This window comes from Pseudomonas sp. O39, from assembly GCF_045447295.1.
Classification (GTDB): Bacteria; Pseudomonadota; Gammaproteobacteria; order Pseudomonadales; family Pseudomonadaceae; genus Aquipseudomonas; species Aquipseudomonas antarctica_A.
This window is the reverse complement of sequence record NZ_JBJGXV010000014.1, coordinates 110,989-133,252: the sequence shown is the minus strand read 5'-3', so window position 1 is coordinate 133,252 and position 22,264 is coordinate 110,989. Positions and strand designations below refer to the sequence as shown.

Genomic DNA, 22,264 nt, shown 5'->3' with positions numbered 1-22,264 from the left:
ACTACCCTGTGGGTAGCAAGAAGGCGCAGATGATAATTGATCTCAACAGCTAAGGCCAGGATTGTTCTACAATTTATTGGTCTGAAAGGCCCGTTCTAGAGCCTTTTGTGTAAGAAATGTCAGGCTTTATTCAGCTCGAACTCGGCGCTGGCGAGCTTCTCGCCATTGATCAGCACGTGTACCCAGTGTTTGCCTGGGTAGTGCTTGCGCGTGGTCAGCTCACGCATATGTTGTTCGCGGCGAATGCTGTGGTGCTCGCCCGCATCCAGGGTAAGCACCTTGAGCTTGAACACTTTGGCTGCGCTATGCCCCGCGCTTTTTACATAGTCGATGGCGTAGTCCACCACCAGCTTTTGTGCGGTGGCGGCAGTGGACTCCAGGCTGAAAGGGAGGCTGATGCGCTCGCCCAGGTTGATCACGGCCGGGGTGACCGTCAGGTGGTGAACCTTCACCTCGGCCCTGGCACCGGCGCCCATTATTGTCAGCGCACGGGTGTTGCCTTGCTTGATCAGGCTGCGCAGTGCATGGCGGGCGATCCACGCGGTGTGCGGGTTATCCAGGTGCCAGCCTTCGATCAGGCTGAGCACCCAATCCGGGTCATCCTTGGTGATGTCATTGAGGTGGTTGGCCACGGATTTGCGCACATACAGGCTGCTGTCAGCCTTGAGGTTATCGAGGATCGACGCGCACAACTCGGGGTTGGCCTGCACTTCGGCAAGGCGAAAGGACCAGGGCAGGCGCGGGCGCGAGCCTTCGCTGGCCAGGCGCCGTACATGTTCGTTGGCGTCCAGCGACCATGCCTGCATCACGGCCAGCGTGCGCTTGAAGTCGTGCAGCAAAAAGTGGCGGATGGCGAATTCGGCCGAGCCAAACGTGGTGAAATATTTGAGCGCGGCCATGGAGCGTTTGAAGTCACCTTGGCCGTAACTGGCCACATAGTGCGGCAGGAACAGGCTGACAAACCCACTGTTCAGACGCGGGGCGAGGGCGTAAAGCAGCTTGAGGGTTTGCGCATAATCCAGTGGGATGACGGCGTGGAGGCTTTCGCTGACCCGCGCCATGCGCTGCATCACCGACAACTCGGCAAGCCCTGCCTTGGCGTGCTTGAGGAACCCCTTGGCGTCGAATGTCGGGTACACCGCCGACATCTCGCTGGCAATGTGTTGCAGGCGCTCGACGTTGAAGATTTCCTTGAGGGCTGGGGCGCTTTGCTCGGTCATCGGGGGTTCCAGGGCATTAGAGAAACCAGCGGTATTCCCGCGCGTTGATCTCTTGTTGAAAGGCCAGGTGATCCTGGCGTTTGTTCTCGCAATACACGTCGACAAATTCGGCGCCCAGCTTATCGCGCACGACCGGTTGATGTTGCATGGCGCGCACGGCATCGAGCATTTCCAGGGGGAAGTCGGCGCCGCTGTTACGGTCTTCGTTCAAGGGGGCGATGGGTTCTTGCCTGGCTTCAAGGCCATGCTCCAGCCCGGCGAGAATCGCTGCCAGCACCAGATACGGGTTGGCATCGGCACTGGCCAGGCGGTGTTCGATACGCAGGTTGCGCGGGTCGGACTCGGGAATGCGCACGCACGCGTCGCGGTCCTCAAAGCCCCAGCTGGCGCGGGTCGCCGCATTGACGGTGCCACCCAAGCGGCGGAAGGCGTTGTGGTTGGGCGAGAAAATCGGCATGCAGTGCGGCAGCAGTTCCAGGCAGCCGGCCACGGCGTGACGCAGCGGTTGTTGCTGGTGCGCCGCCAGCAAATTATTGCCCGCGCCGTCGTACAGGCTCACATGCACATGCATGCCGCTGCCCGGGTATTGCAGATAAGGCTTGGCCATGAAGCTGGCGCGGTAACCGTGCTTGAGCGCCACGCCACGGGTGCTGCGGCAGAACAGGGCGGCCCAGTCGGCGGCGCGCAAGCCGTCGTCAAGGTGGCCGAAGTTGATTTCAAACTGGCCGGGGCCAAGTTCGGCGGTGATTACCGTGATGTCGATGCCCTGGTCCCTGGCGGTTTGTGCCATATCGTCGAGCACGTCGGAAAAGCGCGACAGCCGTTCGATATGCAGGTTGGGCTGGTCATCGGTGTCATCGCTCAGCGGGTCGCGGGCAAATTGCGGCAGGCCGCTGTCGAGCTTTTTATCGAACAGATAGAACTCCAACTCGAACGCCACCACCGGATGGATGCCTTTGTGGTGCAGGCGCTCCAGGACCCTGGCCAAGACTTCCCGGGGTTCGAATTCGATAGGCGCTTCGGTGCCGTCCGAGGTAATCAGCATTTGCCCCAGCGGCTGTGACTCCCAGCTCACCGGCTTGAGCGTGCCAGGCACCAGGCGCCGGTTGGCGTCCGGGTCGCCATCGTGGAAGCAATAGTCGCCAATCTTGAACAATCCGCCCTGAGCCCCCAGCAGCACAGCGTTTTGCGGCAGCTTCAACGGGCTGCCGGCGGCGACTTTTTCCAGCATGTCCACCGGGTAGCGCTTGCCGTAGAAATGCCCGGGAATGTCCAGGGCGATCAGGTCGACGTAACGCACCTCGGGATGGTTCTGGCGGAAAGTCCGTACTTCGGCCAGCAAACTGGATGAATGGCTTTTCACGGGTGTCGCTCCTAGTTGTAAACCCACAGCACGCGGGCGGGCAGCTCAGTCAGGTTGGCGTAGCGGCAATGGGCGAAACTGGCGAGGTGGAAGCTGTCGCCGGGGCCGAGCGTGACCGAGTCGTCCTCACCGTCCACCCACAGCGTCAACTCGCCCTCCAGCACAAAACCGGCCTGCTCGGCGCGGTCGCTCATGGGGTGTTCGCCACTGTTGGCGCCGGGTGCGAGCAGGCTGTCGAGCATCGAAAAGGCGCCATTCATGCTCGGCGAGACCAGGATGTCGGTGATGCCATTGGCGTAATACACCGTGCGCCGCTCGTTGGGGCGGGTGACCCAGGCCACCGCCTTGGGTTTGGGCAGGCTGTAGAAGTAGGTGGTAGGCACATCGAGGGCGTGGCTGATGGCGGTCAGGTCCGCCACGGTCGGGCGCGACAAGCCGCGTTCGACCTGAGACAGGAAACCCACCGAGCGCTCGATTTTTTGCGCGAGTTGGGCGAGGGTGAGTTTCTTGTGCTTGCGCAGGTCGTGGATCAGGACGGCCAGGGTGTCGAGTTCTTGTTGTTGGTTCATGAAATTTATTTCGATAAATTTCATGAAAAATTACAGGATTTATTTCATGGGAGCAATGGACATGGCATTGGAAGCGCTTTTATTCGAGCAGGAACAGGCGCTGCAGGGGTGCACCACCCGTTCAGACGCAGCCCGACTGTCGCAGTTGCTGGCCGATGATTTTTTTGAGTTTGGCGCCAGCGGGAATGTTTGGGGCAGCAAGGCCGAAATAATTGCCGGCTTGTTGGATGAAGTGTTTTGCGCGCGGAGCATGACCGGGTTTGCGGTGAACGTGTTGGGTGAAGGCGTAGCGCTGGTGACTTATCGCGGCTATCGGGAAGGGGTCGGGCATTCGTTGCGCAGTTCAGTCTGGCGCGAAGAGGCGGGGCAGTGGCGGATGGTGTTTCATCAGGGCACGCCGGTGGCCGTTGTATAACCCGCCTTGAAGTCGAGTTCTGGCTGAATGATTCCGCGCGTCCGCGGTCGGAACCTGGGTACGCATCATTCATTGAAGGAGCACCCATGAAGTCTAAAACCCTCGCCGCTTGCCTGCTGGTCGCCACCGGCCTGTCCACCGCCAGTTTTGTCGTGCAGGCCGGTGATACGCCCCAAGAAACCGTAAAGCCTTCAAGCATTAACGCCCGCGACCTGAAAGAGGGCGACCGCGCCCCGGATATGCTGATGCGCAAGGAATCGGCGGTCAGCGACTGGAAGAAGCGTGGCCTCAAGCAGCCTGAGGCAGACAGCCAGTGGGCTCGGGTGGGTGACAGGTTTGTGCTGCTGAAAACCACCAACGGCACCATTCTCGAGATCACTCCCGTCAAGAAATGACCGGTCTTTTTTCCTGGCGCTTGCGCTAAGGTAACCGACCACACCGGTCGCGTTACCTTCAAAGGCTGAGAGCAGGATGTTTGCCACCCTGAAAAACTACCCGCGTAGCGTTAACCTGCTGTTGTGCGCCACGTTACTGCTGACCTTGGCCAAGGCGATCACCTTTCCGTACCTGGTGATTTACCTGATCGACCACTTCGGCCTCGACATTACCCAAGTCGGTCTGGTGATCGGCAGTTCATTGATCGTCGGCTCATTGCTCGGCGTGTACGGTGGCTTTCTGGTCGACCGTATCCACAGTTACCCACTGCTGCTCGCCTTGAGTGCGCTGTTTGTACTGGGGTTTGTCGGCACGGTCGTGGCCCACCACCTCTGGCTGTTTTACGGCTGCCTGATCCTGATCAACCTCGCGTATGCCGTCATCGATATTGCAATCAAAGCCGGCTTTGCCAGCTTGCTGCCTGAAGACGCGCGCAGTGGAGTGTTCTCTATCAAGTACACGCTCACCAACATCGGTTATGCGGTGGGGCCGTTTCTGGGCGCGATGGTGGCCAAGTGGGATATCAGCCTGCCGTTTATGTTGTCGGCGCTGCTCGGCGCGGGGTTCTTTCTGTTGTACTGGCGCTGGGGCGATCGCACGTTGACGACTGCCGATGCCGCGCAAAAACCGGTGTCGTTCCTGGCTGTTGGCCGCGTGCTGTTACGCGATCACCGATTGGTGTGCTTCACCGTCGGCGGTTTGCTCAGCGCGGTGGTGTTCGGCCAGTTCACGGCCTACTTGTCGCAGTACCTGATGACTACCAGCACTGCCGAATACACCTACAGTGTGATCAGTGCGGTGCTCACCACCAACGCCGTGCTGGTGATTGCGTTGCAGTATGTGATTGGCCGGCGTATTTCCCACCGTTACCTTAGCCAGTGGCTGATCGCTGGCCTGGGCATGTTCATGTTGGGTGTGATTGGTTTTGCACTGTCCACCAGTGTGCTGTGGTGGGTGTTGGCGATGGCGGTATTCACCGTGGGGGAGATCATCGTGGTTCCGGCCGAGTACATGTTTATCGACCGGATTGCCCCGGACCCTCTGCGGGGCATGTACTACGGTGCGCAAAACCTGACCAACCTCGGCGCCGCCCTGGGCCCGGTATTGTGCGGGCTGGTGCTGGCCAGCCTGCCGGCCCACGCGATGTTCTACATGCTGGCGGCGTTTATCGTGGGCGGTGGGGTGTTTTACTTTATTGGCGCGTCGTTGAAACCGCGGCCGCTTGAGTAGCGCGCGGTTATTGCGCCGAAGGCGACAGGGGTAGGTCGTCCAGCGTCAGCCGCCCCATGGTGTTGCTCTGCAGTTCATAGCGCAGTTCTTCAACCATGTTTTCCACGGCCTGGGCCGACTGCAACTTGTTGACGCTGATACCCGTTACCACCAGGTCAACCCGGCCACTCTCGGCATCGAACACTTTCAGTGTCAGCGAAGCGTCCCGGCACAAGGTGAATTCGCAGGTTAGCGGCAGCAGGGCTTCTTCGATGCAGTTACGCAATTGGGAGAGCGTGAACATGGTGCTCAGCCTCCTCAACGGCGACGCAGCAACAGACCCACGAGCAGACCGATTCCGGCAACAACAGCCACGGTAGCCAGCGGTTTGTTTTTGGCAAAATCACTCACTGTATCCAGCGCGTCGCCATAGGTTTGCTGCAATTGGCCTGCGGCCTGGCGGGCAACACCTTCCGCTTGCAATTGCTCGTCACCGGTCAGGTCGCCGATAAAACCTTGGGCCTTGCCAGCGACCTTCTCCACGGCGCCTTTGACTTGTTCGCTTTTCATGGTGCATTCCTCAAAGAGATCAAACCTTTACGGCACGGGACTAAACGCCCTGTGCCCACTCTTCAAGGTTAAGCAGCGCATCGCGACGCAATAAGGCGAATTTGCACTGGTCGCACTAGTGCATTTGCACTCTATTTCTTGCTTTTAACTCGCAATTCACCGGCGAACAGCCCGCGTTCACGGGCCCACACGATGGCTGCACTACGGCTGTGCACGCCCAGCTTGGAGTACACGGTGGCCACGTGGTTACGCACGGTGTTAGGGGCCAGTTTCAGGCGCGATGCAATTTCCTTGTCGGCCAGGCCTTCGCAAATCAAGCCCAGCACATCACGCTCACGGGCCGTCAAATCGGTAAAGCTCACGCTCGGCAAATTGGGGCTGTTGACGCTCTTGGCGTTGGCCAGTTTCTCGATCAGGGTCTGGCTGAACCAGGAGGCGTCCTGCATCACTTCCTCGATGGCCGCCACCAGCTCCAGCTCCGAGCGTTTGCGCTCAGTGATATTCATCATCACCAACAGGTAGCAGGGCACGTCCTGGATGAGCACGGTGTCGGCGGAAACCACACAGTCGATCACCTCGTTGCCTTTCTTGCGCACCTTGAGGTCCTGGCCGTCGAGGTTGCCGGCTTTTTCCAGGGTGGCGAACAGCTGCGCGCCTGCCTGGGCGCTGTCGATAAAGTGGATGTCTTCGACGGTCTTGCCGATCAGTTCTTCGCTGATGTAGCCCGTGATGTTCATGAACGCTTCGTTGATATCCACCACCTGCCGGTTGGCGGCGCTGCACACCAGCGTCGGCACTGGTGTCAGGCGGAAGGATTTGGCGAAGCGTTCTTCGCTCTGGCGCAGGGCGGTTTCCGCCTTGCGTCGCGGCTCCAGGTCGGTGAAGGAAAACAACATGCAGTCTTCCTCGTTCATGTCCAACGGCTGGCCGGCGACGATCACCAGCTTGCTACCGCCCTCGGGCAGGCGCAGTTCGGCCTGCATCTGCGGGATGGTCGCGCCTTCGCCCAGGCGCTGCACGGCCAGGTCCTTGCGCTCGGCGTGTTCCAGCACATCCAGTTCATACACAGAGCGGCCGATGACCTGGTCACGGTTGTAACCGGTCATCTCAAGGAAACCCTGGTTGACCTTGATGTAGCGCAAGTCACTCAGGCGGCAGATCACGGCGGGCGCCGGGTTGGCGTTGAAGGTTTTCTCGAAACGCTGCTCGGCGCTGGCCCACTCGGTGGCGTCGCTGAGGATCAGCACCAACAGCTCCGGCTCGCCGTGAGCGTCGTTCAGTACCAGGCTGCGCAAGCGATGGACCCAGCGGCGGTCTTCGTCGGCGGCGGGGGTGACTTCCACTATCACGTCGCTGAATTCTTCACCGGCCGCCACGCGGCTGAGCGGGTAGTTGTCCAGCGGCAACGGATGGTTGTTGCGGTAGCGCAAGGCGAAGCGCTCGGCGTATTGCTTGGTATTGGCGCCGAGCTGCTCGATGTCGCTCACCCCATGCATGTTCAACGCGGCTTCGTTGGCCCAGAGGATGGTCTGGTCGACCTCGGCCAGAATCACACCGTCGGATAACCCTGAGATGATCTGCTGCAAATGGCGGCGGTTGGTTTCTTTCGCGAGGACATCCTGGCTCATGGTTTCTCCCGGTAGATAGCTCTTGGGGGTACGACACCCGGGGTTGAGGATAGTGCAGAGAAAGTGCGACAGGGGAAGTGCGAATGTACCAGTTCAACTGGTGCATTTGGGCCACGACTGAACATATGTCCTTTCGCCACACTCACACCCATCAAGGCACTTTGCCTTGCTCTCATAACTTGTGAAGGACCTGTGTATGACCACTGTCTATGAAACCAATCGTTCGCTGTTTCGTGTGTCCTGGAGCTCGGTATTGGCCGGTAGCGCAATTGCACTGGTGACCTATTTGGTGCTCAGTGTGCTGGGCACGGCTATCGGGGCGAGTGCCGTCAACCCAATGCAAGCAGGTAACCCACTGAGTGGCTTTGGTACGGGCGCCGGGATCTGGCTGTTCGTGTCGACACTGATCGCCATCGGCGCCGGTGCCTTTGTGGCTGGCCGCACTGCGCCGGACCGCGGTGGCTTGCACGGCGTGTTGACCTGGACCGTCACCACCTTGCTCACCACCTGGCTGTTGGCGGGTTTGGCTGCCAGTGTGGTCGGGACGGCTGGCAACGTCGTGGGCAAAGGCCTGTCGGCTGCCGGCAGCGGCATTGCGGCGGCAGCACCGGGCATTGGTAACAGTGTTAAGCAGCAGTTGAGCGAGCAGGGCATCCAGCTGGATTGGAACAGCCTGCAAGGCCAACTGGACACACTGCTCAAGCAAAGCGGCAAACCTGAATTGGACCCGGCCAACGTTGAGCAGAAGGCTGACCAGGCTGCCGCTGACGGCAAGCAATCGGCCACCGCTGCCGCCACCGATCCTGCCCAGGCCGGCGACGCATTGAAGCAGTGGTTTGAACGCGTTAAAGCGTCGGGTGAACCCGCGCTGAACGCTGCGGATAAAGATGCACTGGTCAACATCGTCGCGGCCCGTACCGGCAAGAGCAAAGAGGAAGCGACCCAGATCGTCGACAACTATGCCCAGGCCTATCAGCAAGCCATGCAAAAGGTTGACGAACTGAAGCAGCAGGCCGAGCAGAAAGCCCGTGAAGCCGGTGAAGTGGCGGCCAAACAGCTCTCCCGCGCAGCCTGGAGCACCTTGGCCATGTTGCTGTTGGGCGCAGCCTTGAGCTTCTTCGTCGGGCGTACGGCGCTGACCACTCGCCGAGTGCCTTTGGCTTAAAAGTGTTTGCGGCAAGGACGCCGCTTTGCTGAACGCGTAAAATGCCGGCTTTTTACGCGGATCACGCAAAGGTGCACTTTGAGCGCAGGCAAAACTGTCGGGTTGTTATTACTCACCTCAATGCTGGCGGCGTGCGGTACGTCGCCGCCACGCACACCCAACGACATCTGCGGCATCTTTCGCGAAAAAGATGACTGGTACGATGCAGCCAAGGTCACGCAAAAACGCTGGGGCGTGCCGATTCAGGTGCCGCTGGCGATCATGTATCAGGAGTCCGGCTTCCGTCAGGACGCCCTGGCCCCGCGCAAATACCTGCTGTGGATCATCCCTTGGGGCCGCGTCTCCACCGCCGCCGGCTATGCCCAGGCCAAGGATGAAGTGTGGAGCGACTACCGCAAGAGCACCGGCCGCAGCGGCGCCAGCCGGCGGGACTTCGACGACGCCATCGACTTTATCGGCTGGTACATGGACAAGACCTACACCATCAACGGCGTTTACAAATACGACGCCTACGGCCAATACCTGAACTACCACGAAGGCTGGGGCGGCTACCGCCAGCGTACCTATGCGGCCAAAGCCTGGCTGCCGCCCGTGGCCAGCAAGGTGCAGGCGCGTTCGCAGATGTATGCGGCGCAATATGCGGGCTGCAAGAATGATTTGGGGCGTGGGTTTTGGAGCCGGTTTTGGCATTGGTTGTGAGGGACAAGAACGTTGACTGTTCCCACGCTGCGCGAAGAGCGCCGCGTGGGAACAACCTCACATTTGGACTAACCAGCCCACCGACGGCACGATCAACAGCGTACTCACCGCCATTGAGATCACGTTCGCAATATACGGATGAAAGTCTGCTGGCAATCGTCCTGCAATGGCTGATGCCAATGGCGGTGCGATCAGAGCACCAAGTAGCGCACTTGAGCCAATCACCATCCAACTACTGCCATAGGTCAATACGGCTGCGGGCACTACTGAAACCAATGGAATGTAAGTTGGATACCAGCCTCGTCTGATCCACTGGTGTCGCCAGAACACTACGCCCAGTGCCGATGTCAGTGCTTGCGCCCCTAGCAGTGGCAAGACCAATCCTGACCCATAAACCGGGCTGATGGGATTCAAAGCATATGCCAGCAAGACTCCTGCCAGCAGACCAAGACTGGCCAGTTCATTTCCGAAAAATGGCGCTTCGGAAAAATCCGCCAAAACTCGACGCAGGCTCCAGACAACACCATAAGTTGGTGGTTTGCCCGGCATTGGTCTGACGGGGGGCTTGTAGTCTGAGCGCATCAATGATGGCGCATGACGACACAGTAAAAAGGCTAAGACGCTACCCACGGCCATGCCCAGCACATTGCCGATTACCGGAGGTAAATCCAGCGGTACGCATACGAAGTTCACGATTATCAAGCACATCGGCGTAACCAGTAATGCCCCCAATACTGCGCCAATGAGCGCAACCTTCCAGCCGCCGCCAAACATCAGCACCATTGCCGCCGGCAACGAAATGAAGGCCGCGAATGTGGTCGGTTGCCACGTTTGAGCGGTAACGCTCCAGCCCCACAGTAAATTGCTAAGCAGTAGCCCTAAGAGCGAACTGGTCACCAGCCAAGGCCATAGTCCAGTTCCGTATGAAATGGAAAAGCCCTGCCAGGTTTTACCGCGCTTGCTAGCCCACCACGCCAAATAGGCGCCGCTCAGCACACCGAGTGAGGCGAGTTCATGCTTGTAGAAGGCGAATTCACTGATATCCCCCAGTATCCATCGCAGCCATGCGACAGGATGGGGCAGACTTGCGACCATTTCGCTATAGCTTGGCCAAGAGCCGTGATGATTGACTGCTACCCATAGCACCAGCAATGCACTGATTAAACCCAAAATAATGACGATGATTTCTGCCCGTGAATGGCCGCGTTTTGTATCGGTAGAGAGCGTTTCCATCTTCTGCCCTCCCATCAACGCGGTAGAGCAGGATGTTGGGCGTACCCGAGCATTTGATCGTAGAGATCATTGCGTCGATCACGTTGTAGGTCATTGAGGCTGTTCCAGATCGGTGCGCTCCGGGCGCTGGTGATATCAATGTCAGCAAATAAAATTTCCTGACGGTTGGCCGAAGCTACAGCGCCGATCGGCCAGCCGTTGGTGCCTGCAATCAACGAGCATCCCAGGTAGCGAGCATCCCGCTCCTCACCAATGCGGCTTGCGGCTGCGATAAACACGTTATTCACATGTGCGGCAGTCATCGTCAGGTAGGACGCCATGCATTTGCCTGCCTCATCGAATAGCGGTGGTGGCGTCCACACCCAGTTATTTAGGCTGCAAATAATATCCGCGCCTTGTTGGCTGAGAATACGTGGTACTTCCGGGAACCAGATGTCCCAGCAGATCAGTAAGCCGATGCGGCCGATCGGCGTTTCGAACACGGGAAAGCCCGTATTGCCGGGAGTGAACCAAAGCTTTTCCAGATTCCATAAATGAGCTTTGCGGTACTTGCCTATAAAACCGTTGGGGCCCAGCAATACGGCAGTATTGAACAGCTGCATTGCGTCGATTTCGCTTAGGCCAGCAACCAGATACACCTGGTGCCTGACGGCGAACTCAATCCACGCGCGCACACTGGGACCGTCCGGAACCACCTCGGCGTGATCAAAGGCGTCTTGGCGGCTGTTGAAAAAATACCCGCAATTGGTGAGTTCCGGCAGCACGATCAGATTGGCACCGCCGTTTGCAGCTTCGGTTGCCAGTACAAGACTCTGACGCAGGTTATCCGCTCGGTTGGTCATTCCGACTTGGGGATCAAGTTGGATAACCGCGATACGTGCCGGGCTCGTTGGTTCGTTCATGGAGGTGACCTCTTATTGTTATGCAACCGGGGTGGTTGAATGTTTATAAGAGGCGATAGAGTGTGTAAGTGATAGTCAGATGATTCCCGTTGCGTTGTGGTCTGATTCCTTTATGTCTGAGTTTGAACTTCATATTCAGGATAGTCTTGCAGGGTGAAGCCGCCATTGAAGTTTGCATGGATTTTTTACAGATGTTTATCACGGTCATTTTTTAGTTTTGTTACTGAGCTACTGGTCAGCAGTCCATGGCTTTTAATTAAATGTTCGTACAGGGATTCCCAGGGCTCGTCGGCTTTATGAAGAGCAGGGACTCAGCCAGAGAACCAAGTCCAATATAATTTGGTTTCTTAAAAGTAAGCATTTTTATTTAAATCGAATATTTCTGTCGAGTTCAGATAAGGTGGCTCTATGGGCATACCCTCCGCGTTTACGCGTCCGTGGATCAATTGCAAGTAACTACTGAACCCAAATATTGCCGTGCGTAAAGGGTAAAGCTAACACACGTCATAGAATGCTCCCCAACTGCCGTCACCAATTCCAATGGAGTAGAAAACAGCAGATTCCTGGGCAGTCATACCCATCCCGCCAACATTACCAGGATCACTTTGGCACCAGGCCGCTATGGTTGGCATCTTCACCAAATCACGAAATGAAATACCTTCGTATTTTTTTACTATGGACATCCACATGCGTTCCCAGCCCTCAGAACCATAATGCTCAGAGACTGTTAGAGTCATTCGCTCTGCAAACATTTTCCATTTTGCAAAAAACGGTGCCTAGCGTTTTACCGGGTGGTGCTGTTTTTCCATTGGGGGTTTCCCCAGATAAGCAGGGTGGGCTCATGGCTACCATCTATGCTCCCTTCTCGTAGGTATATTCCTGTTGATCAGACTGTTCCTGCACTTGCCAACCCCACCCGTTTCTGGGAAAACCCCTGTCTTTACACCTTCAATGAGCTCCCCATGAGTCACGACGAACTCCAGATCACTGATATCCGCGTGGGCGACGGCAAAGCCGTGGTCAAAGGTGCGCTGATTACCACCCAATACACCGGCACTTTGGAGGACGGCACGGTGTTCGATTCGTCCTGGGAACGCGGCAAGCCGTTCCAGTGTGTGATCGGCACCGGGCGCGTGATAAAGGGTTGGGACCAAGGCTTGATGGGCATGCAGGTCGGCGGTGTGCGCACGTTGTGTGTGCCCGCGCATCTGGCCTATGGCGAACGCTCGATGGGCGCGCATATCAAGCCCAACAGCAATTTGCGCTTTGAGATTGAGTTATTGGAAGTGCTGACGCGGGACGACTGAACGGAGTTGAACATGGACGTTGATTCACCGCCGTTGCCGGATTGCTCCGTCGAGGGTATTCGAGTGGTTGAACTGCAGGTCAGCGATGCGGCTGAACTGCAGCGGTTTTTTGAGCAGGCACCGGATTATTTCATCGCCGTCAACGGCGAGCCCGCTTTGCCGACTGAAGCGCACGAAGAGTTGCAGGGCCATTTGCCCGCAGGCTGGCGCTGCAGCCGGATGTACTGGTTGGGTTACCGCGATGCTGATGATCAATTGGTCGCGGCAGTGAACATTGCCGCCGACCTGTTGGCTGCCGGTGTGTGGCATATCGGGCTGTTGCTGGTGCACACGCGCTTGCATGGCACCGGGCTTGCGCGGCAGTTGCATGCGGATCTTGAGGCGTGGGCTATCGGCAAAGGTGCCCAGTGGTTGCGGTTGACCGTTGTCATCGGCAATCACAAGGCCGAGCGCTTTTGGCCCAGGCTTGGGTATGTGCAGGTACGACGTCGTGAAGGGATTACGATGGGGCGACAGGTCAATAGCGTGTCGATTCAGGTCAAGCCGCTGACAGGCGGGCAGGTGGATGAGTACCTGCAGCGAGTCGGCCGGGATCGACCAGGCTCGCCGTAACAGCGCCAGTGCAACCAGCCCGTTGGGTGCCACCTCAAACGGTTGGGCCATCCTGGCGGGCCTGGCCGCCGTGCGCTTCCAGTTGCTTCAGTTGGCTGATGGTTTGCCCGACCTTGAGTACCGCCATCTCGACTTTGCGCGTCGGTGCATTGGCGAAGTTCAGGCGGATGCAGTTTCGGTATTTTCCCGCTGCCGAGAACATATTGCCGTTCGCCACTTGTATGTCCTGGGCTTCGAGCAGCTGGTTGAGGGTATAGATGTCGAACTCTTCGGGCAGTTCGACCCAGAGCGTAAAGCCCCCCTGGGGTTGGCTGACGCGGGTGCCCGCCGGGAAATAGCGGTTGACCCACTCGCTCATCAGGTCGCCATTGCGTTTGTATTGTTTGCGCATTCGACGCAGGTGCAGGAGGTAATTGCCCTTGGCGATGAATTCGGCAACCGCCAGCTGTGGCTGGGTGGCCGTGGCGCCGGAGCCAATGTATTTCATGTGCAGCACCTGTGGCAGATAGCGCCCTGGTGCGATCCAGCCAACCCGCAAGCCAGGTGCCACTGTCTTGGAAAATGAACTGCACAGCAGCACCCGATTGTCCTCGTCAAAGGACTTGAGTGAGCGCGGCCGCGGATAGCGGTGCGACAGATCACCGTAGATATCGTCTTCTATGATCGGGACGTCGAAGCGCTGGGCCATGCGTATCAGTTTGAGTTTGCGCTCGTCAGGCATGATGTAGCCCAACGGGTTATTACAGTTGGCGGTCAACTGGATAACCTTGATCGGCCATTGCTCCATGGCCATTTCCAGGGCTTCCAGGTTGATACCCGTCACCGGGTCGGTGGGAATCTCCAAGGCCTTGAGGTCGGCCGCCTTGAGGATCTGCATCATCCCGTGATAGCTCGGCGAGGCAATGGCGACAATGTCGCCGGGCGAGCAAATCGCGCGTATGGCGGTGGAGAGGGCTTCCTGGCAACCGCTGGTGACGACGATATCGGCCGGGTTCAGGCGGCAGCCCGAGTCAATCGACAGCCTTGCGATCTGCTCGCGCAAGGCCAATACACCCTGAATACGGTTGTACTGCAGGCTGGCGTTATCACTGCGCCGGCTGATGCGTGCCATTGCCGTCAGCAGTGGCTTGAGCGTGGGTGCGGTGATGTCCGGCATGCCACATCCCAATTGAACAATATCGGCGTTCTCATCGAAGCGCATCAGCTCCTGGACCATATCCCATTGGGAAATGTCCACCGGGCGCAGGATCGGCCGGCCCATTTGTGGCAATGGCGCGATGCGTCGGTTGGCCGGCACGAAGTAGCCCGACTTGGGGCGTGGTATCGCAAGCCCCGAACATTCCAATACACGGTAGGCCTGTTGCACGGTCGTCAGGCTGACGCCGTGCTCATGGCTGAGCGTGCGCACAGAGGGCAGGCGCTCGCCGGGGCCATAAAGGCCCTGCTCGATGCGGCTGCTGATAAATTCGGCGAGGTTCAGATAAAGAGTCATGGTCTGACTGTAGCTGCTCATCTGTTACTTAAGAAGGTACAGAGGCGCCTTTTTTTGAAGAATTTTCTTACAAAAAAGCCAATCTGTATTTAAAAGATTAGATGTTTCTGTATCTGCAATACACATCGTCGTCTTGGGATGATGAGCCCCGTAACGGTGCACAGGGCCTTGGACAGGGTAGTCGCAAAATGGCAAGGCAACACCTGGCACGGTCAAATTTCAAGACATGCCCGGCATGACAAATACAGATACCTGAATCTGCCCAGCGAATAGCGAGAGGACCACGCGCAATGACGGCAAGGATGACGCTCACACCGCAAATGGCCGAATATGAACAGAAGTTCACCGATGGTGGCGAGGTTCGTTGGTTACCTTATTTGATGTATTTTCACCCGACTGACCATCGCTCCTTCGTGGTCAATACCGATTCGGCAGGTTTTCGCTACTCGGAGTCGTTGACCACGCGCTACTCGGTGGCCGACGGCGGCCAAAGCAGTGGCCCGGTACGGTTGTTGGCGGGCAGCTCGACCGTATTCGGTATTGGCGCCAGTGCTGACAGCCAGACACTGGCGTCGCGCCTCACTCAAAACGACCCCCGTGGCCAGCACTGGCTCAATTTTGGCGGTCGCAGTTTCAACTCCACTCAAGAATTGACGCTGTTCACCCTTAATAAGCACCGTTTGCCGAAGGTGGACGAGATCGTGCTGTTTTCCGGTTTCAATAACCTCGGCCTGGCTCGGCAGCCCGAAAATTATCGCGGCGAGTATGGAGCGTTCTTCAATTGCCATCAGTTTTTCGACGCATTGGCCCCAGCGGAGCCGGCGTCCACTTCGTGGAGCCTGTCGAATCTGTTCGGCAAGGCCCAGGAGCCTGAGCGCCCGGCGCCGCAGTCGATGCAGGAACAGATTGACTACGCCGCCAACCTGACATTGCAGCACCTGGATATCTGGCGTGCCCTGGCCACTGACATGGGCGCGAAGTTGACGTTCATCCTGCAACCCCTGGCCGGTTGGGTACGGGAAACCGGTAGCCCTGAGGAACGGCAATTGTTCGCCGAACTGGACCAGGCAGGAAACTTTACCGACGTGTACGGCGACATCCTGCAAACCTCAGTGCGTGAAGCCTACGCACAGCGGCTCCGGGCCGGGGCACAGGGCATGGGGGTCGGCTTTGTCGATATCACGCCTTTGCTGGCAGAGGCCCTGGGCCCGGACGACTGGCAGTTTGTTGACCGTATTCACTTCACCGACTTCGGCAATGACCTGGTTTCGAAACTTATTCTTGATGTCACTCGGTAAAAGGACTTGCTCATGAAATCCATCAAAAAGTTTTTTCAGCGCCTGTTTGGAAAGAAGAAGAAAAAACCCGACTCCTCTATTTATCCAATGTTCTGACGTTTGATTGGACAAGGTATTGGCTATGGATGGCTCGGTTTCAACACGCATGATGGAAGAGGGCAGGTGGCGCGAGCTGTATCGCCTGGCGCTCAACCCTGAATGTTTTCTGGAGGCTGCGTACCTCAACCGTATGTTGGGCAGCGGTGAGCCAACGCAGCTGTCGCAGCTGTCGCCTCGGATCGACCAGTGGCAAGTGTCTCAGGCAACGGCATACGCCAGCGCTGCGGCAGCGGCCGCTGAACGCAACAACACCCGCGCCTTTGCCCAGGCGCTGGCCATTTACTCGGCGCCGATGGCCTCGGTGCTCGGCTGCTGGCTTCAGGGCATGAGTGCGCCTGGGGTTTTCGAAGACCCGGCACAGCTACGAATCATGCAATTGTTTGCCCATGACGTGGGCGTCGGTTACCCGAATGCGTCGCGGGCCCATCATTTCAAAGCGCTGCTGGGCCAGTTGCAACTGACGGCTTATGCCCTGGCGCCTGAGCAACTGTCGACGTTGCCGGACCTCAGTGACGACGCGTTTGAATTGCCCGCATTACTGTTGGCGCTGAGCCGTCGCAGTGATGAATTTGGTGATGAACTGTGCGGTATCGACTGGGTGTTGCGGGCAGTGGGGTTATGCCCCGGTTGGGCCGCGATGGGGCAACTCGACGGTGTGGCGCTGGAGGTGCGGCGCCTGGACCTGAGTGAGTCATTCCCTGGCATGGAGCTGGCATCGCTGCGCCAGATCAGCCAGTGGGTTGCGCGCCAGGTTGCCTTGCAAAGTGAGGAACGGCAGGCGCGGTTGATGCGTGGGGCCAGCTGGGTGTTTGGCGCGTTACAGCGCTGGAATGCCCGGCTGTACAACGCGTCGTTGGCGGCCACTTGCCCGCAGCAGGCGATGATGCAGTTGGTGCAGCGCCTGGCCAGGGTCGGCGCGGTGTATCACCAGAACTACCTGATCGAAGGCCGTAGCCTGGCGCTCTGGCTTGGGGAGGCACAGACCGACCCTGCGCCCTTGCTGGATGTGCTGTCCCGCAGCCGCTTGATCGTCCCCGGCAACGCGAAAAAAAGCCTGTTGGTGACCAGCCTGGTGGCGCCGACGGGCCGCATGTTCCGCATTTTCAGTGAGGCGGATTTGAGCGTGATTCGCCAATGGATCGACGCGTTACCCCAGCTTGCCGGCAGTCAGCAGTTGCCTCGACAACCGGTCGATAACGTGGCCATTGAAGCCCGCCAAACCGTGGGCGCCGAGGTCAGTGTTGGCCATTGGCCCCAGAGTTTGCGCGAAGCGTATTTTGTCTTGCAGGGGCGGGCGCTGGAGGCCTCCACGCTGCAATTCGCTCACGCCTATGTGTCCCGTTGGCTGGCGCGTTCGCAGCGGTCGCTGAAAACCTCCGGGCGCCAGCTGCCCGAGCAGTGGGGCACCCATGTGCTGCGCGCCTGGTTGCTCGATAAGCATGACCAGCACGGCCAGCAGTTCGATAACAGCGACCCCGCGCAAATGCCGAGCCGTGAAGAAATCATTGATTCAACCCTGCAACTGGCGCCCTTGACGCTGATCGACGGTGCCTGGCTGCAAGGTTTTACCGATGTGGATTTGGCGTCTTCCCATGTCGGCTACAGCTTGTTTCAGACGTATTGGGATGAGCTGGGCAACGGCATCGCTGCGCTCAATCATCCGAAGATCTACCGCGATGGCTTGCGCGAGATGGATTTCGAGCTGGCGCCAACCGGCAGCCGTGAATTTGCCGAGGACCCGCGCCTGGACGAGGCGTCCTTCCGCTTGCCGGTGTATTGGCTGTGCCTGGGGAAACTGCCGGTGACCTTTATGCCGGAAATTCTCGGCATGAACCTGGCGATGGAGTTATCCGGCGTGGGCGGTACTTATCGCTCTGCGCGACGTTTTCTGCGGCACTACGGTTTCAGCACCGCGTTCGTTGATCTGCATAACACCATCGACAACGTTTCCACCGGGCACTCAGCCTGGGCTGCCGATGCGATTGACGCTTACATGCGCCCATTGGCCACGGCTGAAGCCGTCGCCGAGCAATGGCAGCGCGTACGCGTGGGCTATGAATCACTGGCGCCGATGCCGAGCAAGTGGGACTCGATATTGAGTCGGCTGGGCCTGTCATCGGTGGGGCGCGTGTTACCGCGTACGGAGCGGGCAACGGCTTCAAATGACTATCTTCATCACCTGCCGATCACTCGGGAAGTGTTGACGCACGTGACCGATCAGTAACGCCACGAGGAGCAACTATGTCTTTGGTAGAAGTGCATAACGAATGGGACCCCCTCGAGGAAATGATCGTAGGTATTGCCCATGGCGCGCGCGTGCCTCGGCCGGACAAAGGCCTGTTCGCCCTTGATTACAGCGAACATCACGACGCCATGCATGAGATTCCGTCGGGCCCCTATCCCGAGCAGGTCGTTGCAGAGGCCGAAGAAGACCTCGATGCGTTCGCGGCGTTTCTGGTGGGGCATGGCGTTACCGTACGCCGCCCCAAGAAGTCCTACCACGCCGAGGTCTTCGGGACGTCCGACTGGAAGACCGACGGTGAATACAATTACTGCCCTCGGGATGTCCTGCTGCCGATCGGCAAGACCATCATTGAAGCGCCGATGGCCTTGCGCAGCCGCTACTTCGAACCTTTCGCCTACCGTGAACACCTGCAAGCGTATTTCGCCAGCGGCGCCAACTGGATCTCGGCCCCCAAGCCGCAACTGGGTGACAACACTTACCGGGTGAACCCGCGTGAAGGGTCGATCATTGCCAATGAGGAACCTATCTTCGATGCAGCCAACGTGCTGCGTATGGGGCGCGACATTCTTTACCTGGAGTCGCGCAGTGGCAATCGGCTGGGCTACGAATGGCTCAAGCGAGTGCTCGGTGATCAATACCGGGTGCACGCCCTCAGTGGGTTCTACGACGGTACGCACCTGGACACCACGATCACCCTGGTACGCCCCGGGTTGGTGGTGTTGAACCCTGAGCGTATCGCCAAGGACCAGGTGCCGGAAGTGTTCAAGCACTGGGACATTATCTGGGCGCCCGACATGGTGGACACCGGTTATTGCTGGTCCTACCCACGCGCATCCATTTGGCAGGGCATGAACTTCATCATGGTCAACCCGTCGTTGGCGGTGATCAACGACCAGCAAGTCCCGTTGATTCGTGCGCTGGAACGCCATGGCATCGATGTGGCACCGCTGAAGATGCGGCATGCCCGCAGTTTGAGCGGCGGCTTCCATTGTGTGTCCGTCGATATCCGTCGACGCGGCACGTTGGAAGACTACCGTTGATAAGGGGGCAGTGATGCAGATTCTGGATTACTACGCGGTTGCATTGTTCGTGATCGCCACCTGCGTCACGCCGGGGCCGAACAACGTGATGTTGATGTCCTCGGGCGCCAACTTCGGAATGGGCCGAACCCTGCGCCACGTGGCCGGGATCAACATCGGCTTTCCGTTGATGGTGGTGGCGGTCGGCCTGGGCGCCGGCGCGATTTTTCGGCAGTACCCGAGCCTGCATGATGGGTTGCAAGTGATCGGGGCGGTGTACCTGCTGTTTCTGGCTTATCAGATCGCCCGCTCGCCCACCGCGGACCTGGCTGACAAGTCCGGCAAGCCCCTGGGGTTCACTGGCGCGGCGTTGTTTCAGTGGGTCAATCCGAAAGCCTGGGTCATGGCGGTGGGCGCGGTGTTGGCTTACACGTCGCCCCTGGGCGGCTACACCCTGCAGGTTTTTTTGATTGCACTGTTGTTCTTTTTGTTCGGCACACCGTGCTCGATGGTGTGGGTGTTTTTTGGGCAGTACCTGCGGCGCTTCTTGACGCGGCCGCGGCATTTGAAGGTCTTCAATATCGCCATGAGCCTGGTGCTGGTGGTGTCGTTGATACCGGTCATAAAAAGTCTGCCATTCGCTCAAGGATGGTTTTGAAACGCCTAGAAAGTTGCTGTGCCGCTCACCGCTCGGTGGGCACAAGCAACTCCATGGATTGGCATGATGTGATGAGGATGCACACTTAAATGGCTATGTATGTTTTAGGGATATCTGCCTTCTATCACGACAGTGCTGCCGCCTTGGTCAAGGACGGTGTGCCCGTTGCTGCTGCTCAGGAAGAGCGCTTCACCCGTGTGCGTCACGATCCGGCATTCCCGGCCCAGGCGATTGCGTACTGCCTGGACGCCGAGGGGATTACCCTGGATGACCTGGAGGCTGTGGTCTATTACGAAGACCCTCAGGAGAAATTCTCCCGAGTGATGTCCTCCTTCGCCAGTGGCGGCATCGGCGGCGCCCGCACGTTTATCAATGCGATGCCGGAATGGATTCGTTGGAAGTGGAACGTGCTCAAGTTCGTCGATGAGCAGCTCGAGGCGCTGGGACGGGGCAAGGCGCCGCGCACCCAGGCGTCCCGGCATCACCGTTCTCACGCGGCCGCTGCGTTTTATCCCTCACCGTTCGAGAACGCCGCAGTGCTGTGCATCGACGGCATTGGCGAATGGCATTCGACGACCATCTGGCAAGGCCAGGGCTCCAGCCTTGAGCTGAAAAACTCGATTTCCTACCCGCATTCCCTGGGCCTGCTGTATTCGGCGATGACCTATTACTGTGGTTTCAAGGTCGATTCGGGGGAGTACAAATTGATGGGGTTGGCGCCGTATGGTCAACCCATCTATGCCGACAAGATTCGCGATGAACTGATCAATATCCGCCCCGACGGCTCGTTCACCTTGAACATGAAGTACTTCGAGTACCTGCGTGGTGAACGCATGGTCGGGGAGGCCTTCGAAGCGCTTTTCGAAGGGCCGATCCGCCAACCCGAAAGCCCGATATCGCAGCGTGAATGTGACCTCGCGGCGTCGATTCAAAAAGTCACCGAAGAGGTGGTCCTGGGGCTGGCGACGGCCGCCGTCAAGCAGACCGGCCAGCGCAATCTGTGCCTGGCCGGCGGGGTCGCATTGAACTGCGTGGCCAATGGCGTGCTTAGTCGCTCCGGGCGTTTTGACTCGATCTGGATCCAACCGGCAGCCGGGGATGCCGGTTGCGCCTTGGGTGCCGCGATGGATCATGCGGTCAAGCGCTGCGGCCGCCCGCACCTGGCCAGCAGCAAGTCGGACGCCATGAGCGGCAGCCTGTTGGGGCCGGGCTTCGGCGATGAAGAAATCGCCGCATTCCTGCTGGAAAACCAATACCCCTTCATTCGCTATGACGACAGCGGCCTGTATGACCAGGTCGCCAGCCGACTGGCCGATGGCGCTGTGGTGGGCTGGTTTCAGGGCCGTATGGAGTTTGGCCCGCGGGCCCTGGGCGCGCGCTCGATTCTCGGCGATGCGCGCAACCCGCAGATGCAACGCACGATGAACCTGAAGATCAAGTATCGCGAGTCGTTCCGCCCGTTTGCGCCAGCAGTACTGGCCGAGGACGCCGGGAATTATTTCGATATCTGTGAAAAAAGCCCCTACATGTTGATGGTCGCGCCCGTGTCGGACGCCATCAAAACCCCGCAATCGCTGCAAGAGGGTGGCCCGGAGCGTGGCTTGGGCAGCATCAACAATATTCGCTCGCAATTGCCGGCAGTAACCCATGTCGACCTGTCGGCGCGGGTGCAAACGGTGACCGAGGAAAACAACGCGCCGTTCACCTACCTGCTGCGCAGTTTCAAGCAGCGCACCGGGTGTTCGGTACTGGTCAATACCTCGTTCAACGTGCGTGGCGAGCCCATCGTGTGCAAGCCGGAGGAAGCGTATGCCTGCTTTATGCGCACGGAAATGGACGTTCTGGTACTCGGCCGTTACGTACTGGAGCGGCCGGGCCAGCCTGCCTTTGTTGAAAGCGTCGACTGGCGCAACGAAATCCCGCTGGACTGATCGTGACCCCTAACTTTCCGGAGCTTTTTCCATGCTGAGATTTCTCGCGTTTATCGTGTTCATGGTTGTACTCCTGCCCGTCGGGTTGACGCGCTCGGTGCTGCATTCCTCACGGTTTGGCCGTCGCTTCCACCAGGCGCCGTCCGCGTGGGATCACGCCGTCAATCAACCGTAACGCCATCGGCCTAAGGATCT

Annotated in this window: 22 protein-coding genes; 13 read left to right on the top strand and 9 right to left on the bottom strand. The window is 58.6% G+C overall.

The genetic code is table 11. The annotated features are described in order from the left end of the window. Window positions 1-119 precede the first annotated feature (119 nt). The 3 genes from ACI77D_RS18760 to ACI77D_RS18750 are packed head-to-tail and all read right to left on the bottom strand — an operon-like array spanning window position 120 to window position 3,152. Window positions 120-1,220 (bottom strand): DNA alkylation repair protein, encoded by a 1,101-nt coding sequence (locus ACI77D_RS18760; RefSeq protein ID WP_407017232.1) that lies wholly within the window; start codon window positions 1,218-1,220, stop codon window positions 120-122. Window positions 1,221-1,236: 16 nt separating this feature from the next. Beyond that, window positions 1,237-2,583 (bottom strand): glutamine synthetase family protein, encoded by a 1,347-nt coding sequence (locus tag ACI77D_RS18755; RefSeq protein ID WP_407017231.1) that lies wholly within the window; start codon window positions 2,581-2,583, stop codon window positions 1,237-1,239. 11 nt (window positions 2,584-2,594) lie between these two features. Next, on the bottom strand, window positions 2,595-3,152 hold the full coding sequence (locus ACI77D_RS18750) for a helix-turn-helix domain-containing protein (protein ID WP_259762748.1): 558 nt from the start codon (window positions 3,150-3,152) through the stop codon (window positions 2,595-2,597). Between ACI77D_RS18750 and ACI77D_RS18745 the strand changes: the two genes are divergently transcribed. The 3 genes from ACI77D_RS18745 (at window position 3,151) to ACI77D_RS18735 (ending at window position 5,232) form a co-directional block, all read left to right on the top strand. Next, window positions 3,151-3,567, top strand: a complete 417-nt coding sequence (locus tag ACI77D_RS18745) for a DUF4440 domain-containing protein (RefSeq protein WP_237140898.1) — start codon at window positions 3,151-3,153, stop codon at window positions 3,565-3,567. The genes ACI77D_RS18750 and ACI77D_RS18745 overlap by 2 nt on opposite strands. 86 nt (window positions 3,568-3,653) lie before the next feature. Then, window positions 3,654-3,962: an RcnB family protein gene (locus tag ACI77D_RS18740; RefSeq protein ID WP_064451783.1), complete on the top strand. Its 309-nt coding sequence runs from the start codon at window positions 3,654-3,656 to the stop codon at window positions 3,960-3,962. A gap of 76 nt (window positions 3,963-4,038) precedes the next feature. Next, the gene (locus ACI77D_RS18735) at window positions 4,039-5,232 is read left to right on the top strand and encodes an MFS transporter (RefSeq protein ID WP_259762746.1); all 1,194 of its coding nucleotides are present in this window, start codon (window positions 4,039-4,041) and stop codon (window positions 5,230-5,232) included. Window positions 5,233-5,239: 7 nt separating this feature from the next. Here ACI77D_RS18735 and ACI77D_RS18730 read toward each other — a convergent pair whose 3' ends face one another. The 3 genes from ACI77D_RS18730 to ACI77D_RS18720 form a co-directional block, all read right to left on the bottom strand. Continuing rightward, the gene (locus ACI77D_RS18730) at window positions 5,240-5,515 is read right to left on the bottom strand and encodes a DUF1652 domain-containing protein (RefSeq protein ID WP_221294399.1); all 276 of its coding nucleotides are present in this window, start codon (window positions 5,513-5,515) and stop codon (window positions 5,240-5,242) included. Window positions 5,516-5,529: 14 nt separating this feature from the next. Further along, window positions 5,530-5,781, bottom strand: coding sequence for a CsbD family protein (locus tag ACI77D_RS18725; RefSeq protein WP_064451786.1), 252 nt, complete (start codon window positions 5,779-5,781; stop codon window positions 5,530-5,532). A gap of 131 nt (window positions 5,782-5,912) precedes the next feature. After that, window positions 5,913-7,409 carry a PAS domain S-box protein gene (locus ACI77D_RS18720; RefSeq protein WP_064451787.1) on the bottom strand — a complete coding sequence of 499 codons (1,497 nt, stop codon included), beginning with the start codon at window positions 7,407-7,409 and terminating at the stop codon, window positions 5,913-5,915. A 196-nt stretch (window positions 7,410-7,605) separates the two neighbouring features. Between ACI77D_RS18720 and ACI77D_RS18715 the strand changes: the two genes are divergently transcribed. Both ACI77D_RS18715 and ACI77D_RS18710 read left to right on the top strand, forming a co-directional pair. Then, entirely contained in the window at window positions 7,606-8,574 is a 969-nt protein-coding gene (locus ACI77D_RS18715) for a hypothetical protein (protein ID WP_221294400.1), read from the top strand. A 78-nt stretch (window positions 8,575-8,652) separates the two neighbouring features. Next, on the top strand, window positions 8,653-9,273 hold the full coding sequence (locus tag ACI77D_RS18710) for a hypothetical protein (RefSeq protein WP_064451789.1): 621 nt from the start codon (window positions 8,653-8,655) through the stop codon (window positions 9,271-9,273). A gap of 57 nt (window positions 9,274-9,330) precedes the next feature. On the opposite strand, the gene ACI77D_RS18705 is transcribed toward ACI77D_RS18710, so the two are convergent. Both ACI77D_RS18705 and ACI77D_RS18700 read right to left on the bottom strand, forming a co-directional pair. After that, entirely contained in the window at window positions 9,331-10,506 is a 1,176-nt protein-coding gene (locus ACI77D_RS18705) for a hypothetical protein (RefSeq protein WP_407017230.1), read from the bottom strand. Between the two features lie 14 nt (window positions 10,507-10,520). Further along, window positions 10,521-11,408: a nitrilase family protein gene (locus ACI77D_RS18700; protein WP_407017229.1), complete on the bottom strand. Its 888-nt coding sequence runs from the start codon at window positions 11,406-11,408 to the stop codon at window positions 10,521-10,523. Between the two features lie 962 nt (window positions 11,409-12,370). Between ACI77D_RS18700 and ACI77D_RS18695 the strand changes: the two genes are divergently transcribed. Next, a complete protein-coding gene (locus tag ACI77D_RS18695; protein ID WP_262667523.1) occupies window positions 12,371-12,715 on the top strand; it encodes an FKBP-type peptidyl-prolyl cis-trans isomerase in 345 nt (114 codons plus the stop codon). 12 nt (window positions 12,716-12,727) lie between these two features. Beyond that, window positions 12,728-13,327: a GNAT family N-acetyltransferase gene (locus ACI77D_RS18690; protein WP_407017228.1), complete on the top strand. Its 600-nt coding sequence runs from the start codon at window positions 12,728-12,730 to the stop codon at window positions 13,325-13,327. 34 nt (window positions 13,328-13,361) lie between these two features. On the opposite strand, the gene ACI77D_RS18685 is transcribed toward ACI77D_RS18690, so the two are convergent. Continuing rightward, window positions 13,362-14,819 (bottom strand): PLP-dependent aminotransferase family protein, encoded by a 1,458-nt coding sequence (locus ACI77D_RS18685; RefSeq protein WP_407017241.1) that lies wholly within the window; start codon window positions 14,817-14,819, stop codon window positions 13,362-13,364. A gap of 290 nt (window positions 14,820-15,109) precedes the next feature. Between ACI77D_RS18685 and ACI77D_RS18680 the strand changes: the two genes are divergently transcribed. The 6 genes from ACI77D_RS18680 (at window position 15,110) to ACI77D_RS18655 (ending at window position 22,244) form a co-directional block, all read left to right on the top strand. After that, window positions 15,110-16,117: an SGNH/GDSL hydrolase family protein gene (locus ACI77D_RS18680; protein ID WP_221294405.1), complete on the top strand. Its 1,008-nt coding sequence runs from the start codon at window positions 15,110-15,112 to the stop codon at window positions 16,115-16,117. Between the two features lie 121 nt (window positions 16,118-16,238). After that, a complete protein-coding gene (locus tag ACI77D_RS18675) occupies window positions 16,239-18,440 on the top strand; it encodes an iron-containing redox enzyme family protein (RefSeq protein ID WP_407017227.1) in 2,202 nt (733 codons plus the stop codon). A 17-nt stretch (window positions 18,441-18,457) separates the two neighbouring features. Next, entirely contained in the window at window positions 18,458-19,501 is a 1,044-nt protein-coding gene (locus ACI77D_RS18670; RefSeq protein ID WP_259762731.1) for an inosamine-phosphate amidinotransferase 1, read from the top strand. A 13-nt stretch (window positions 19,502-19,514) separates the two neighbouring features. Then, window positions 19,515-20,138: a LysE family translocator gene (locus ACI77D_RS18665; protein ID WP_064451796.1), complete on the top strand. Its 624-nt coding sequence runs from the start codon at window positions 19,515-19,517 to the stop codon at window positions 20,136-20,138. Window positions 20,139-20,227: 89 nt separating this feature from the next. Further along, window positions 20,228-22,069: a carbamoyltransferase gene (locus ACI77D_RS18660; RefSeq protein ID WP_064451797.1), complete on the top strand. Its 1,842-nt coding sequence runs from the start codon at window positions 20,228-20,230 to the stop codon at window positions 22,067-22,069. 31 nt (window positions 22,070-22,100) lie between these two features. Next, window positions 22,101-22,244 carry a hypothetical protein gene (locus ACI77D_RS18655; RefSeq protein WP_167353688.1) on the top strand — a complete coding sequence of 48 codons (144 nt, stop codon included), beginning with the start codon at window positions 22,101-22,103 and terminating at the stop codon, window positions 22,242-22,244. Window positions 22,245-22,264: the final 20 nt, after the last annotated feature.